General features: G+C 67.5%; 10 protein-coding genes, 1 other RNA gene and 2 pseudogenes. 4 read left to right on the forward strand and 9 right to left on the reverse strand.

Translation table 11 applies throughout. From position 1 onward, the window contains the following. Nucleotides 1–47 precede the first annotated feature (47 nt). From acs to F627_RS16180, 7 genes are all read right to left on the reverse strand, one after another. Nucleotides 48–2,006 (reverse strand): acetate--CoA ligase, encoded by a 1,959-nt coding sequence (gene acs / locus F627_RS0102830; RefSeq protein ID WP_018882329.1) that lies wholly within the window; start codon nucleotides 2,004–2,006, stop codon nucleotides 48–50. 113 nt (nucleotides 2,007–2,119) lie between these two features. Further along, on the reverse strand, nucleotides 2,120–2,731 hold the full coding sequence (locus F627_RS0102835; RefSeq protein ID WP_026332005.1) for a 3'-5' exonuclease: 612 nt from the start codon (nucleotides 2,729–2,731) through the stop codon (nucleotides 2,120–2,122). Between the two features lie 163 nt (nucleotides 2,732–2,894). Then, the gene (locus tag F627_RS0102840) at nucleotides 2,895–4,745 is read right to left on the reverse strand and encodes a putative nucleotidyltransferase substrate binding domain-containing protein (RefSeq protein ID WP_019583219.1); all 1,851 of its coding nucleotides are present in this window, start codon (nucleotides 4,743–4,745) and stop codon (nucleotides 2,895–2,897) included. Nucleotides 4,746–4,994: 249 nt separating this feature from the next. Beyond that, nucleotides 4,995–6,764, reverse strand: a complete 1,770-nt coding sequence (locus F627_RS0102845) for a sodium:solute symporter family protein (RefSeq protein WP_019583220.1) — start codon at nucleotides 6,762–6,764, stop codon at nucleotides 4,995–4,997. Between the two features lie 7 nt (nucleotides 6,765–6,771). Further along, nucleotides 6,772–7,035: a DUF4212 domain-containing protein gene (locus F627_RS0102850; RefSeq protein ID WP_018866543.1), complete on the reverse strand. Its 264-nt coding sequence runs from the start codon at nucleotides 7,033–7,035 to the stop codon at nucleotides 6,772–6,774. A 43-nt stretch (nucleotides 7,036–7,078) separates the two neighbouring features. After that, the gene (locus F627_RS0102855) at nucleotides 7,079–8,956 is read right to left on the reverse strand and encodes a DUF294 nucleotidyltransferase-like domain-containing protein (protein ID WP_019583221.1); all 1,878 of its coding nucleotides are present in this window, start codon (nucleotides 8,954–8,956) and stop codon (nucleotides 7,079–7,081) included. 188 nt (nucleotides 8,957–9,144) lie between these two features. Next, nucleotides 9,145–9,309 (reverse strand): DUF1328 domain-containing protein, encoded by a 165-nt coding sequence (locus tag F627_RS16180; RefSeq protein ID WP_018866545.1) that lies wholly within the window; start codon nucleotides 9,307–9,309, stop codon nucleotides 9,145–9,147. Nucleotides 9,310–9,607: 298 nt separating this feature from the next. Between F627_RS16180 and F627_RS0102865 the strand changes: the two genes are divergently transcribed. From F627_RS0102865 to F627_RS15530, 3 genes and pseudogenes are all read left to right on the forward strand, one after another. Further along, the gene (locus tag F627_RS0102865) at nucleotides 9,608–9,898 is read left to right on the forward strand and encodes a hypothetical protein (RefSeq protein ID WP_231370126.1); all 291 of its coding nucleotides are present in this window, start codon (nucleotides 9,608–9,610) and stop codon (nucleotides 9,896–9,898) included. 243 nt (nucleotides 9,899–10,141) lie between these two features. Next, nucleotides 10,142–10,538: pseudogene (locus F627_RS15525) on the forward strand (outer membrane beta-barrel protein); the annotation flags it as partial. Between the two features lie 267 nt (nucleotides 10,539–10,805). Then, nucleotides 10,806–11,018: pseudogene (locus F627_RS15530) on the forward strand (porin family protein); the annotation flags it as partial. 103 nt (nucleotides 11,019–11,121) lie between these two features. Here the strand turns inward: F627_RS15530 and gorA are convergent. Together gorA and F627_RS0102880 are read right to left on the reverse strand one after the other, a co-directional pair. Next, on the reverse strand, nucleotides 11,122–12,516 hold the full coding sequence (gorA, locus tag F627_RS0102875; RefSeq protein ID WP_019583223.1) for a glutathione-disulfide reductase: 1,395 nt from the start codon (nucleotides 12,514–12,516) through the stop codon (nucleotides 11,122–11,124). Between the two features lie 180 nt (nucleotides 12,517–12,696). Beyond that, nucleotides 12,697–13,446: a glutathione peroxidase gene (locus F627_RS0102880; RefSeq protein ID WP_019583224.1), complete on the reverse strand. Its 750-nt coding sequence runs from the start codon at nucleotides 13,444–13,446 to the stop codon at nucleotides 12,697–12,699. Nucleotides 13,447–13,725: 279 nt separating this feature from the next. On the opposite strand from F627_RS0102880, the gene ffs reads away from it, so the two are divergent. Then, nucleotides 13,726–13,822: signal recognition particle sRNA small type (ffs, locus tag F627_RS16190), an RNA gene on the forward strand. The last annotated feature ends 61 nt before the right edge of the window (nucleotides 13,823–13,883 follow it).

Consider the following 13,883-nt stretch of genomic DNA (forward strand, 5'->3'; position numbering starts at 1 on the left):
CCTACGGGGGGCGTTGAGGGCCGGGGTGCGATACCCCGGCCTCCGGTTCAGGCCTTGCCCTGGAGCTGCGGGATCACGGCCTCGTTTTCCAGCGTGGAGGTGTCGGAGGTGATCTCCTCGCCCTTGGCGATGGAGCGCAGCAGGCGGCGCATGATCTTGCCGGAGCGGGTCTTGGGCAGGCCGTCGGCGAAGCGGATGTCGTCCGGCTTGGCGATCGGGCCGATCTGGTCGGCGACCCAGTTGCGCAGCTCCTTGATCATCGCGTCGGCCTCGTCGCCGGTCAGGCGGTCGCCCTGCAGGATCACGAAGGCGACGATGGCCTCGCCCTTCACGTCGTGCGGGCGGCCGACCACGGCGGCCTCGGCCACTGCCTTGTGCGCGACCAGGGCGGATTCGACCTCCATGGTGCCCATGCGGTGGCCGGAGACGTTCAGCACGTCGTCGATGCGGCCCATGATCCAGAAGTTGCCTTCGGCGTCACGCCGGGCGGAGTCGCCCGCCAGGTAATACTTGCCACCGAACTTGGGCCAGTAGGTGTCCTTGTAGCGCTGGTCGTCGCCCCAGACGGTGCGCAGCATGTGCGGCCAGGGCTTCTTGATGACCAGATAGCCGCCCTGGTCCGCGCCCAGGCTGTTGCCCTGCTCGTCGACCACGTCGGCGGCCACGCCGGGGAGGGGGCGCGTGCAGGAGCCGGGGACCAGCGTGGTCGCGCCGGGGATCGGGGCGATCATGTTGGCGCCGGTCTCGGTCTGCCACCAGGTGTCGACGATGGGGCAGCGCTCCTGGCCGACGGTGGTGTAGTACCACATCCAGGCCTCGGGGTTGATCGGCTCGCCGACCGTGCCCAGCAGGCGCAGTTTGGACAGGTCGTACTGTTTGGGGAGGTCCGGGCCGGCCTTCATCAGCGCGCGGATCGCGGTGGGGGCGGTGTAGAACACGGTCACGCCGTGGTCCTGGCACATCTTCCACCAGCGCCCGGCGTCCGGAACGGTCGGCGTGCCTTCGTAGACGACCTGGGTGGCGCCCACGGCGAGCGGGCCATAGGCGACGTAGGTGTGGCCGGTGATCCAGCCGACATCCGCGGTGCACCAGTAGACATCGTCGCCCTGCAGGTCGAACACCCACTGGTTGGTGACGATCGCGCCCAGCAGGTAGCCGGCGCTGGAGTGCTGGATGCCCTTGGGCTTGCCGGTGGAGCCGGAGGTGTAGAGCAGGAACAGCGGATGCTCGGATTCCACCCACTCGGGCTCGCAGTCGACGGATTCGCCGTCCACCGCGTCCTCCCACCAGACGTCGCGGCCTTCGTGCATGGTCACGTCGTTGCCGGCGCGCTTGCAGACCACGACCTTCTCGACATCGCCCGGGTTGGAGTCGAGCGCCTTGTCGACGTTGGCCTTGAGCCCCACGACCTTGCCGCCGCGCTCGCCGCCGTCGGCAGTGATCACGACCTTGGCGCCGGAATCCACCACGCGGTCACGCAGCGCGTCCGCGGAGAAGCCGCCGAACACCACCGAGTGGATCGCGCCGATGCGGGCGCAGGCCTGCATGGCGATCACGGCCTCGGCGTTCATCGGCATGTAGATGATGACGCGGTCGCCCTTCTCCACGCCCATGCCCTTGAGGGCATTGGCCAGCTTGCCGACCTCGTTGTAGAGATCGCGGTAGGTCAGGTGGCGGGTGTCGCCGTTCTCCGCCTCGAAGATCAGGGCGGTCTTGTTGCCGCGCACCTCGAGATGGCGGTCGATGCAGTTGTAGGAGACGTTCATGCGTCCGTCGGCGAACCACTGGTAGTGCGGCGCGTTGGACTCGTCCAGGCCCTGGGTGAACTCAGTCTGCCAGTCGATCTGCTCGCGCGCGAGATCGCACCAGAAGCCCTCGTAGTCGGCCTCGGCCTTCTGGTGCAGGGCCTCCAGGTCGGCCGGCTTCAGGCGGGCGTTTGCGGTGAACTCCGCCGGCGGCGCGAAGTGGCGCGTCTCGGTGAGGGTGGACTCGATGTTGTCACTCATCAGGGCCTCCAGATCGATTGTTTGTACAGAGTTCGGGAGTGGCCAACCGCCAGCCCCATCCGGGTTTGTTTGGTGGGTGCGAGGATAGCATGCGAACCGGGTGCTGGCCGCGCCTACCAGAGCCATGCGGGGCGGAACAGCACGCGCGCGAGCGGCAGCTTTCCGTCCGGCGATTGCCGGCTCAGCAGGGCGGCGAACAGTTCGCCCGCGGCGATGGCGTCGAACAGCGCGTCGTGCGCGCGGTAGGCCGGCAGGTTGTAGCGCGCGCGCAGGGTGTGCAGGCGCAGCCCGTGGGCAGGGATCGGCTGGCCCGCGCGGCGCAGGGCCGTCTCCGCCAGGCGCAGGGTGTCCACGATCGCCAGTGGCGGGCGCACGCCGTACAGCCGCTGGCAGGCCTGTTCCAGGAAGCCGATCTCCAGCGCCGCATGGTGCGCCACCATGACGCGTCCGGCGAGGGCCTCGAACAGGGCGTCCAGCGCCGCGTCCAGCGGGACCCCGCCGGCGGCACGCTGATCGGTGATGCGGTGAATTACCGCGCTGGCCTCCGGCACCGGGCCCTCGGCGCGCACCAGGCGCTGGTCCGCGGTGGCCAGGTCGATGCGGGCGCCGTCCATCGCCACCCAGCCGATGCTGAGGATGCGGTCGTGCTCCGGATCCAGCCCGGTGGTCTCCAGGTCGACCGCGAGGAAGCGGCTGGCCGCGACGGCCTGGCCGGCGCGCGGCAGGGGGGCCTCCAGGGACGTACGCAGCGGGCCCGGCGGGGCCCGGCGCGCGGCGCGCCGGCGGGCCCGGCAGAAACGCCAGTGCCCGGGTGGTCGGCGCCAGTCGGGATGGTTGAGCGGGCAGACCATCAGCTGACGGGGGCCGGGCCGGGCATAGTCGAGCGGTTCATCCGTGGACACGCTCGGCGTTCGCGAGCGCCGTCTTGCGGGCGTCGCTGACCAGGCGGAAGGCCGTCTTCAGGTGGCTGCGCTCCAGCGTGGACAGCTCGGCCGGGTCCAGCGCGTTGTCCGGGGGCTGGGCGTTGCGGATCTGGTGCGCCTGGTGGCGGGCGCGCAGCTCGGCGATGTAGCGCCAGGCATCGATCAGGTTGTCGGCCGTAGTGTCGCTGATCACACCGGCGCGGGCGGCGGCGCGCAGGCGTTCCACGGTGCTGCGCGCCTCGCTGCCGGCATGCAGGGCGAAGACCCGTGCCATGGCCACGATCGGGAGCAGGCCGCGATTCTTCAGGTCCAGGGTGTCCGCGTGCTCGCCGCTGTCCTCCAGCACGAACTGCCGGAAGAAGCCCAGCGGTGGGGGCAGGTCGCGGGCCTGGTCGGCCAGGGCGCTCAGCAGGGCCTCGTGGCGCGCCCCGGTTTCCAGGGCCCGCTGGCGCAGGGGCTCGAACAGCGTGGCGTCACCGTGGATCACGCGCATGTCGAGATAGTGGGTGGCCAGCATCGCATCGCGCGCGGCGGGGTGATGCAGCACGCGTTCCATCTCGCGGGACCAGTCGGCGGCGGGGCGGCGCCAGTCCGGGTGGGTGGGGTCGACATCGCCGGGGCAGGCGCGGATGCCGCAGGCATCAAGGCCGGCGGTGACCTGGCGGGCCAGTGCCTCGAACCAGGCGCCGGCCCCCTCCGGTGCGTCGTCGGCCAGGATGAGCGCGGTGTCCTGGTCGGTGAATACGGTCTGTTCGTGGCGGCCCTGACTGCCGCTGGCCAGCCAGGCATACGCGCAGGGGGCCGATCCCTGGTCACGCTCGCAGAGCTCGATCAGGCGCTGGGTCAGGGTGTCGATCACGGTGGTGATGGTCTGCGTGAGCTGCACGGCATCCGCGCCGGAGTCCACCAGCTGGGCCTGCAGCCGGGGCAGGGCCTGCATCACGGCCTTCAGGCCGTCGAGATCGTCGGCTCGGCGCAGGTCGCGCACCAGGTAGACGGCGCTGGTGCCCTGGTGGCGGATCAGGTCGGTGCTGGAGAGCATGCCGGCCAGGGCCCCGTCCGCTTCGTGGACGACGGGGAGATGGTGGATGTCGTGGCGGGCCATGCGCAGCAGGGCCTCGAAGGCAGGCGTGTCGCGCTGGACGGTGGTCAGCGGGCCGGCCATCGACTCGGCCACGGGTTGCCCGGGATCGATGCCCTTGGCGATGGCGCGCCGCAGGTCGGTGTCGGTCAGGATGCCTTCGGGGGCGCCCGGCCGGTCCGGGGCGTGCAGCAGCAGGGCGGAGACATCGGCGCGGTCCATCAGGCGCGCGGCCTCGCGCAGGCTCAGGGTGCTCGGTGCCAGCACCGGGTTCGGCGTCATCAGCGCGCGGACTGGCGTGGTCAGCAGCCGGTTGTCGTCCCCGTGGCCGTGGGGCGCCCCCCCGGCGGCCAGGGGGCGCGGCGCGTCGTCGGCGAGGAACTGGGCGATGGCGCCGTCGCGGGCGGCCAGTTGCCGGGCGCGCTCCAGAGGCAGGTGGTAGATCAGGGCATCCTCGGTCACGGGGCCGAGCGGGGTCTGCGGTGACGCGGCGATATGCACCAGATCGCCTTCGCCCAGGCGGTCCAGCAGGGTGTCCCGGGCGTCGCGGATCTCCAGGGTGCCGGTGCGCACGATCCACAGGCCGGGCTCGGCGTCCGGCGGGAAGCGGCTGCCCTCGCGCAGGTAGCGCAGGGTGAGCTGACGCACGATCGCGTCCCGGCTGGCCGCCGGCAAGGGGGCCAGATCCGGGCAGCGGTCGAGAAACTCGCGGATCTCTTCGAGTTCGCCGTTCATGCGCGGGTCCGTGTGGCGATATACCCGGGGAGACACCGGGTCGTGGATACGTCGGGGTTCAGGGCGTGGGGCAACCGGCAATCGACCGGGTTCGGGTCGATTGCCGCTTGTCCCGCGGGACATGTGCCAGATAAAAGGGGCCGACCCGGTGCACCCGAGCCGACCCCGTCGTTACTTCTGAAACTCCATCCAGTCATGGTGACGGGAGCCCCGCCATGCCGATGCTGCCAGGCATGACGGGGCCGACCATCAGCTTTCGGTACGCGGTACGCGCACGCTTTCGACCAGGTCCTGGATGTCCTTCGGCGGTTCCTTGGTCATCTTCATCACAATGTAGGCGGTGATGAAGTTGAAGGCCGCGCCGATGGCGCCGAAGCCGGTCGGGTTCACGCCCAGCAGCCAGCCGTCCGGGTTGTCCGGGAGCATGGCGGTGCCGGAGAAGAAGAACCAGCCCTTGTACGTGAAGATGTACAGCAGGGTGGTCCCGAGACCGACCAGCATGCCGGCGATCGCGCCTTCCTTGTTCATCTTCTTCATGAAGATGCCCATCATCAGGGCCGGGAACAGCGAGGCCGCGGCCAGACCGAAGGCCAGTGCCACCACCTCGGCCGCGAAGCCGGGTGGATTAAGCCCCAGATACCCCGCGAACAGGATGGCCACCGCCATGGCGATACGTCCGGCCATCAGCTCGTTCTTCTCGCTGATCCTGGGCATGAATACGCCCTTCAGCAAGTCGTGCGAGATGGCCGACGATATGGCAAGCAACAGCCCCGCCGCAGTCGACAGTGCGGCGGCGATACCGCCCGCTGCGACCAGTGCGATCACCCAGCCCGGTAGACCGGCGATCTCGGGGTTGGCCAGCACCATGATGTCGCGGTCGAGGGTCACGATCTCGGAGCCTTCCCAGCCGTATTCCTCTTCCGCCATCGCGGCGAACTCTTCGTTGCCGTCGTTGTAGTACTGGATCACGCCGTCGTCGTTCTTGTCCTCGAACGCCAGCAGGCCGGTCTGCTCCCAGCGCTCCATCCAGGCCGGTCGGTCCGCGTGGGCCAGGTGGCCCTCCTCGGTGCCGATCTCGCCCGGATGCACGGTGTTGACCAGGTTCCAGATGGCCATCGCACCGACCGCCGGGGCGGTGGTGTAGAGGATGCCGATGAACACCAGCGCCCAGCCGGCGGACTTGCGGGCATCCCGCACGCGCGGAACGGTGAAGAAGCGGATGATCACGTGCGGCAGCCCCGCGGTACCGATCATCAGCGCCAGGGTCAGCAGGAACATGTTCATCAGGCTCATGCCGCCCACTGCGGTGTAGGCATGGAAGCCCAGCTCGATCATGGTCTGATCCAGCGCCTCCAGCAGGTAGGTATCCGTACCCTGCAGGGTGGAGCCGAGGCCCAGCTGTGGCAGCGGGTTGCCGGTCAGGGTGATGGCGATGAAGATCGCCGGCACCGTATAGGCAAAGATCATGATCACGTACTGCGCGATCTGGGTGTAGGTGATGCCCTTCATCCCGCCGAGCACGGCGTAGATGAACACCACCGCCATCCCGGCGATCAGGCCGGTAGCCAGCGGCACCTCCAGGATGTTGGAGAAGGCGATCCCGACCCCGCGCATCTGCCCGATCACGTAGGTGACGGACATCACGATCAGGGAGATCACCGCGATGATGCGCGCGGTCTTCGAGTAGAAACGGTCACCGATGAATTCCGGCACCGTGAACTTCCCGAACTTGCGCAGGTACGGGGCCAGCAGCAGTGCCATCAGCACGTAGCCGCCGGTCCAGCCCATCAGGTAGGCGCCCCCGGTGAAGCCGAGGAACGCGATCAGGCCGGCCATGGAGATGAACGACGCGGCGGACATCCAGTCCGCGGCCGTGGCCATGCCGTTGGCGATCGGGTTGATGCCGCGCCCGGCGACATAGAACTCGCTGGTCGAACCGGCACGCGCCCAGATGGCGATGCCGATGTACAGGGCGAAGGTCGCCCCGACCACGAGCAGGCTTAGAGTCTGTTGATCCATGACAGGCTTACTCCTCGTGGACGTTGAACTTGCGATCCAGGACGTTCATGCGCCAGGCATAAACGAAGATCAGGATGATGAAGGTGTAGATCGACCCCTGTTGTGCGAACCAGAAGCCCAGCGGATAGCCCCCCAGCTGGAACGCGTTCAGGGGCTGGGCCACCAGGATGCCCAGCACGAACGACACCAGGAACCAGATGGCCAGGCAGATGCCCAGCAGACGCAGGTGCGCCCGCCAGTACGCCTGCCGGCTCAGGTCTTCTTGTGACATGACGATGCTCCTCTCGTAAGGTTTTGTTGTTTGCCGTGATCCTTCACAGCTGGTACTGCACCTCAAGCTGTCCCTGCAGCTTGCGGGCCTGCCGGAAACTCTCCTTGAGCACCCGTCCCTCCAGGGCGCCCAGTTCTTCCGGCCGGATTCGGTTGTCGTCGTCGCGCCCCTCGCGCAGGGCCTTCTGCTGCGCGCGCAGGCGCAGCATCTGCAGATAGCGCAGTGCCGCGTGGTAGTCGCGGGCATCGGTCTCGCGCATCACGTCCGCGGTGACCGCCTGGTCCAGGCGGTCGTGGGTGCGCGTCGCCGGCAGCTCGGCGGCCAGCGCGATGACGCGCGCGGCGTCGACGAAGGGCGTGAGCCCCTGCTTCTTGATGTCGACGCCCTCGGCGCCGCTCTTGATCTCGCCGAACAGGCCCAGCGGCGGCCGGAACATCTGCTGGTTGGCCGCCATCTGCCGGCGGAAGCGGCTGTTGAACGCGGTCTTCTGCAGCAGCCGGGTGCGCAGGGCCTCGACCGGCCCGGCTTCACCGTCGACCGCGCGCAGGTCGAAGAAGATCGTGCTCTTGAGCAGATGCTCCGGGGTGCCCTGCTCGATCCAGCGGGTGAAGCGCTGGTCCCACTCCGGAGCGCTCAGGCAGCACTCCGGATTGCCGGCCATGATGTTGCCGGGGCACAGGGTGAAGCCGCATTCCGCCAGGGCCTGGTTCACGGCCTTCGCATAGGGCAGCAGACGCTCGCGGATGGCGTCGGCGTCCCCGGCCTCCGCATCGAACAGGATGCCGTTGTCCTGGTCGGTGACCAGGGCCTGTTCCTCGCGGGCCTGGGAGCCAAACGCCAGCCAGGTGAAGTCGATGCCCTCGATGGCCGGGTAATCGCTGCGCAGCAACGCCAGCACGCGGCGGGTGGCGTGTTCGTTGAGGCGGGTGATCAGGCGCAGGACCTGGTCCGCCTCCGCGCCCTGGCCGACTACCGCCTCGATCAGGCGCGGCACTTGGCGCAGGCGCTCGGCAATGCTCGTCACCGAGTCCGCGCGGCGGATCTCGCGGACCAGGCCGTCCAGGGTCAGGGGCTGGCTGGTCAGCAGGTCGCGCTCGCCCAGCACCCCGACCAGGCGTCCGTCACGCACCACGCACAGGTGCGTCATGCCGTGTTCGGTCATCGCCTCGATGCCCTCGAACCCGGGGGCGCCTTCGGCCAGGGCGACCGGGTCCGGCGTCATCACGGCGGCGATCGGCGTGTCCAGATCCACATCCGCCAGCGCCACGCGCGCCAGCAGGTCGTGCAGGGTGAAGATCCCCACCGGTCGCTGTTCCTCGTCGACCGCGACGATCGAACCCACGCGTTCGTCGCGCATCGAGGCGAGGACCTCGCGCAGGCGCGATTCCGGGCGGCAGGTGACGGGCTCGCGCGCAATGCGCAGCGCCAGGGGCGTGTTGAGCTGACCTGCGGACCCGCCGTCGCGGGCGGACAGGGTGTCCAGGCCCTGCTGCAGGCGGTCGAGGAGATTGGCCAGGCGGCGGGTGCAGAAGTCGTTGAAGACCTTCGAGCGTGCCCGCAGGCGGTCGAAGTCCTCCAGGTTCAGTTCCAGACAGACGGTGTCCTCCGCCGCGCGGTGCACGGTGTGCACGGCGCGGCGGCCGAGCAGGGCCCCGATCGGGAAGCACTCGCCGGGGATCAGCTCCCAGGCCTTGCCGGAGAGTTGCTCGTCTTCGCTGGGCGTCTCGCCCCGGATGCGGCCCTGGCGGATGATGTGGAAACGCTGTGCGGGGCCGGCCTCGGGGTCGGTGATGCGGGCACCCCGGGCATAGAAGCGGCTCTCCAGGCGCGGAAGGAGGAATTCCAGCGCGTCCGCCTCGAGCTGGTCGAACGGGGCGTGGGCGCCGAGGAACTCCCGGGTGCTGTCGAGCGCGTCGGACATGGCGTGGGCGGCATCCCCAAGGTGATCGTGTTCACGTTTCGGGAATCCACTGCAAATTGCGCGCCAATCAGGCCGCCCGGGCGGAACAGTGACTTGCGCACGACCGGTGCGTCAGCGTGTTACGTCGCGTAACACCGGTGTTTCTTACCGTTACACCCGCCTCCGGGGTGATGGAGACGGGCGTTTCGCTAAAGCGGGGGCCGGCGCCCGGTGATGAAGAAGACCACGGCCAGGATCAGCCCCACGACAAACAGGATCCAGGCGATCTGCGTGGCGGCTCCGGCGATGCCGCTGAGGCCGAGCGCGCCCGCCACGATCGCGACAATCAGAAACAACAGGGCCCATCCCAGCATCGGTTTTCTCCTTTCGGATCATCTGAAAATATCAGTGTAGGGCAGAAATTTTGATTCAGTGTGGGGTTTGTGTCCGGCTTGGCGCACCCGTTCTCATTTCGGTTTTTCGAATCGCGACGCGGCGCGCATGTTGAGGACGCATTTTGCAAACTGGTACGCGGTGCAGTAAGAGCGAGTCCTCGAATGTGAATCCGTTCCCGCGGCGCGTGCAGCGTTTCCATGAGAATGGTTCGGTGAACGACAGGACCCGGGTTGGCCGGACGACACCTTGAGTATTGAATTCACGGGCAGGTGCGAGATGAACAATGACGTGCGAGTAAAAGACGCGGGCGTGGGCCCCGGTGCGTATTGGACCCGGCATCCGGTATATGCAGTGGGCTTGGTCCTGGGCCTTGCCGGCCTGCTGGCGGGGTGTTCCGACTCCGGCCCGGCACAGGAGGCCGGCGAGACTGTGGACGAAACGGTCGAGGAGGTGGAGGAGGACCTGCGTGGCTGGGTCGAGGATCTGCGCGAGGAAGAACGCCAGCAGGACGAAGCCGATGGCGAGCAGGCGCCTACGAACGAGGACCCGCTGCGCGAACTGGACTGACACCGGGTGTCCTTAACCCGGCACGGGTCCTGCGGGATCCGGGGGCGCGTGTCGGTGGATCAGCGTCGTCCCGGCGCATTTTTGCGGTGCCGATTGTGGGCGGCTTCGCGTTGTGAGTGGAGCGCTTTTGGGGTTCTTGCGGTTATCCGGAGGCCATCACAGGTTCGGTCTTTTTCGTTATATGACGGTTCGGGAGAATCGGCGCGCCTTTGGTGATAAACAATGTTTCAAGGAGACGCGCAAATGAAAAAATTCCTGCTAGCAACCGTTGCAGTGGCAGCCTCGGGTCTTCTGGTACCGCAGGGAGTGATGGCGGATCCATCCGACCGGAGCGAGGGGCTGTACATGGGCCTGGGAACCGGTTTCAGCTCGCTGAAGAATGATCGGGACGAGGTCGCCGATTTTATTGGTTCTGGTGCCTCCGACTACCGCCTGGATGATGATGACAACGTCTGGCGCGGGTTCGTTGGATACAACTTCAATCCCTACGTAGGGGTGGAGGGGTTCTACTCGGACCTCGGGAAGGTGAAGCTGCGCGGTGACGAGCAGGGTGCGCACACCGACATCAAGTCGAGTGCCTACGGCGCGAGCGTGCTCGGCAAGCTGCCGATCGGGCAGCACTTCGAGTTCTTTGCCGAGGGAAACACTGGATAATGTACACGCTCGCGTTGACACCCCAGGTTCTCCGAGGCAAGGCGCGCCGTGCAGCGGGTAGTGGTTCTACCCGCAAGCGGTGCAACGCAGGATCGGGGAACCTGGGGTGCCAACCCTTGGGGCTCGGCCGCTTTTGCGCGCGCACGGCGTTGCGGTTCCCTTGTGCAGAATGACTGCACGGCAGTCACCGCGCCTTGTTCGCACGCGAAAGCGACTCGAGCGCGAACGCGTACATTATCCAGTGTTTCCCTTGGCGGGTCTCGCCAAGTGGGATGCGGATGTGCGCGGGAACCTGGGGGATGAGAGCCTCACGCTGCGTAACAACGATGGCGTGGACCCGGTCTACGGAGTGGGTGCGCAGGTGAATCTTGACCGCTTCCTGATTCGCGCCGAGTTTGAGCGCTACGACTTCGACAGCGACTACAAGATCGACGCCTTCACCGCGTCGTTGGGCTGGCGATTCTGACAACCGACCGCGCGGGCTTCGGCAGACCGCACGCGCAAGAAAAGACGCCGCCCCGGGATGTGTTCCGGGGCGGCGTTTTGCGTGAGGGAGGGCGGGGCGGGGGTCAGGCGGCCTGGGCCAGGCCTTCCTGGCGCCCGGGGCGGCCTTCCTTCAGGGTGACCAGCTCCTCGGCACTGGTGGGGTGCAGCGGGATGGTCAGGTCCAGGTCGCGCTTGGTCGCGCCCATGCGCACCGCCACGGCAAAGCCCTGCAGCATCTCGTCGACATTCGCGCCGATCATGTGGATGCCGACGACCTTTTCATCCTCCCCGGCGCAGACCAGCTTCATGGCCACCGGCGGCACCTCGCCCTCGGCGAACGCGCGGTTCAGGCCGCCAAACTGGGTCTCGTAGACGCGTACCGAGTCGCCGTGCTTCTCCACCGCCTGCGGCTCGGTCAGACCCACCATGCCCGCGGTTGGGTGGGTGAAGGTGACCGTGGGGATCTGGTCGTAGTCCACCGGTACCGGCTTCGTCTCCGGGGCATACCAGTGGGCGGCCAGGCGCCGGCCGGCGGCGATCGCCACCGGGGTCAGCGGCCCTTTGCCGATGATATCGCCCAGGGCGTAGATGCCCTCGACATTGGTGGCCTGCCACTCGTCCACCGGGATGATGCCGCCGCGGGCGATCTCGACGCCGGCCTCTTCCAGGCCCATGTCGCTGGTGGCCGGCTTGCGGCCGACAGCCCACAGGACCTTCTCATAGGGGCCCAGCTCCTGGCCGCCCTCGAGCTGGACGGTCACGGCGCCGGGCTTGCCGCCCAGGCCGGCGACCTTCACGCCCAGGTGGCGGTCGATGCCCTGGTACTCCATGTGCTGCTCCAGCGCCTGCGAGACCATCGGGTCGAACATCTCCAGCACGCGGTCCTCCATGGCGACCACGTCGGTCTTCACGCCCATGGAACGCAGCATGCCAGCCATCTCCAGGCCGATGTAGCCGGCGCCAATCACGGCGATGGATTCCGGCAGCTCGGTCCATTCGAAGAAGTCGTCGGAGGTCGCGCCCAGCTCGGCACCCTCCAGCGGCGGCACGATCGGGGCGCCGCCCATCGCCAGTACGATGCGCTCGGCGGTGTATTCGGTGCCGCTGTCGCTGACGACCTGGTTCTTGCCGGTCAGGCGGGCGCGTTCCGGGATGTGGGTCACACCCAGCTTTTCCAGGTGTCCGGACCAGAACTGGTTCAGGTCCTTCAGCATGGCCTGGCGCTTGTTCGCCAGGTCGGCGTAACGGATGCCCTTGATCTCGACATCCACGCCGAACTCGCCGGCTTCGCGGGCGTGCGACATATGCTCCGCGGCGTACCAGGTGAGTTTCTTGGGCACACAGCCCTCGTTCACGCAGGTGCCGCCCAGCGGCTTGGGATCGAACACGGCGACGCGCGCGCCGTGCGGGGCGGCGCGTTCCGCCACGGCCAGACCGCCGCTGCCGCCGCCAATCACGATGATGTCGTAGTGTTCCATGTCGATTCCTCGAAGGGTTCGGTGAAAGTGTTACATAACGACCGCGTTGCGCGCGGGCGCCAGGATCTGCCATCCGTGTCCGGACGTCCGCCCGTGCGGGCATCCGGACACGGATGGCCACCCATGTTCCGGGTGACCACCCGGGGCGGGACAGCACCCGCCCCGAGGGGCAGAGACGACTTACGCCGCCTTCTTCTCGCGGGAGATCCATTCCTGCAGATCTTCCGAGCCGCCGATGCGGTGGCCGCCCACGAACACCTGAGGGACGGTCATCGCGCCGGTGGCGGCGCGCAGGCTGCGCAGGCTGGCGTCGCGGCCCAGGATGATCTCTTCGTAATCCAGGCCGGCGCTCTCCAGCATCTCCTTGGCGCTGGCGCAGTACGGGCAGCCCGGCTTGGTGAAGACGACCACGTCTTCGGGGCAGGCCGCATCCGGGGCGACGTGGGCGAGCATGGTGTCGGCGTCGGAGACCACGAAGGGGTCGCCCGGCTCGTCCGGCTCGATGAACTGCTTCTCGATCACGCCATCGCGCACCAGCATGGAGTAGCGCCAGGAGCGGTGGCCGAAGCCGAGGTCGCTCTTGTCGACCAGCATGCCCATCTGCTCGGTGAACTCACCGTTGCCGTCGGCGATGAAGGTCACGCGGTCGGCCTGCTGGTCGGCCTGCCAGGCCTCCATCACGAAGCCGTCGTTGACCGAGATGCAGACGATCTCGTCGATGCCGTGCTCCTTGAGCACCGGCGCCAGTTCGTTGTAACGCGGCACGTGGGCCGAGGAGCAGGTCGGGGTGAAGGCCCCCGGCAGGGCGAACACGACCACGTTGCGGCCATTGAACAGGTCGGCCGAGCGCACGTCGTGCCAGTCGTTGTCCTTGCGGCAGCGGAAGGTGACTTCCGGTACGCGCTGACCTTCGCGATTTTCGAGTTCCATGAGTTGTACTCCTTACAGTTGAGTGTTGATTGCCAGAGAGAAGATTTTGTTTTCGGCCGGGTCGATGCCCGACTACGGGACTCAAGATAAGGCCTGGCTAATGATTGATCCAGTGTTTCTTTTCTATTTGATCGTTAGCTTCTGACTATCGTTCTGCCGGTCGCGGTGGTTGCAGCGATTCCATTGCCTGGTCCTAAGGTTGACGCGTTCGCCGGAAATGCGGAAGCTTGCCGCCCCGATTCGGAAACGCCGAATCGCGGACCGCGTTATGGTGGTCCGTATCAGTCCCCTCGCGACGACAGGCTGTGAACCCCGCCAGGCCCGGAAGGGAGCAACGGTAGCAGCTGCGTCGGGCGCCGGGGTGTGGCGGGTGCGGGCCACCACCCTATTTCCCTGCGGCCCGGACCCCTGCGGTGATGCCCGCACCCGGGCGTGCA

This window comes from Thioalkalivibrio sp. ALE16 (assembly GCF_000381305.1).
In the GTDB taxonomy this organism is placed as follows: Bacteria; Pseudomonadota; Gammaproteobacteria; order Ectothiorhodospirales; family Ectothiorhodospiraceae; genus Thioalkalivibrio.

What these genes read in the sequence shown, in the direction of transcription:
- acs (WP_018882329.1), bottom strand. Translation starts at nt 2,006, where the DNA reads ATGAGTGACAACATCGAGTCCACCCTCACCGAGACGCGCCACTTCGCG.
- F627_RS0102840 (WP_019583219.1), bottom strand. Translation starts at nt 4,745, where the DNA reads ATGAACGGCGAACTCGAAGAGATCCGCGAGTTTCTCGACCGCTGCCCG.
- F627_RS0102845 (WP_019583220.1), bottom strand. Translation starts at nt 6,764, where the DNA reads ATGGATCAACAGACTCTAAGCCTGCTCGTGGTCGGGGCGACCTTCGCC.
- F627_RS0102850 (WP_018866543.1), bottom strand. Translation starts at nt 7,035, where the DNA reads ATGTCACAAGAAGACCTGAGCCGGCAGGCGTACTGGCGGGCGCACCTG.
- F627_RS0102855 (WP_019583221.1), bottom strand. Translation starts at nt 8,956, where the DNA reads ATGTCCGACGCGCTCGACAGCACCCGGGAGTTCCTCGGCGCCCACGCC.
- F627_RS16180 (WP_018866545.1), bottom strand. Translation starts at nt 9,309, where the DNA reads ATGCTGGGATGGGCCCTGTTGTTTCTGATTGTCGCGATCGTGGCGGGC.
- F627_RS0102865 (WP_231370126.1), top strand. Translation starts at nt 9,608, where the DNA reads ATGAACAATGACGTGCGAGTAAAAGACGCGGGCGTGGGCCCCGGTGCG.
- gorA (WP_019583223.1), bottom strand. Translation starts at nt 12,516, where the DNA reads ATGGAACACTACGACATCATCGTGATTGGCGGCGGCAGCGGCGGTCTG.
- F627_RS0102880 (WP_019583224.1), bottom strand. Translation starts at nt 13,446, where the DNA reads ATGGAACTCGAAAATCGCGAAGGTCAGCGCGTACCGGAAGTCACCTTC.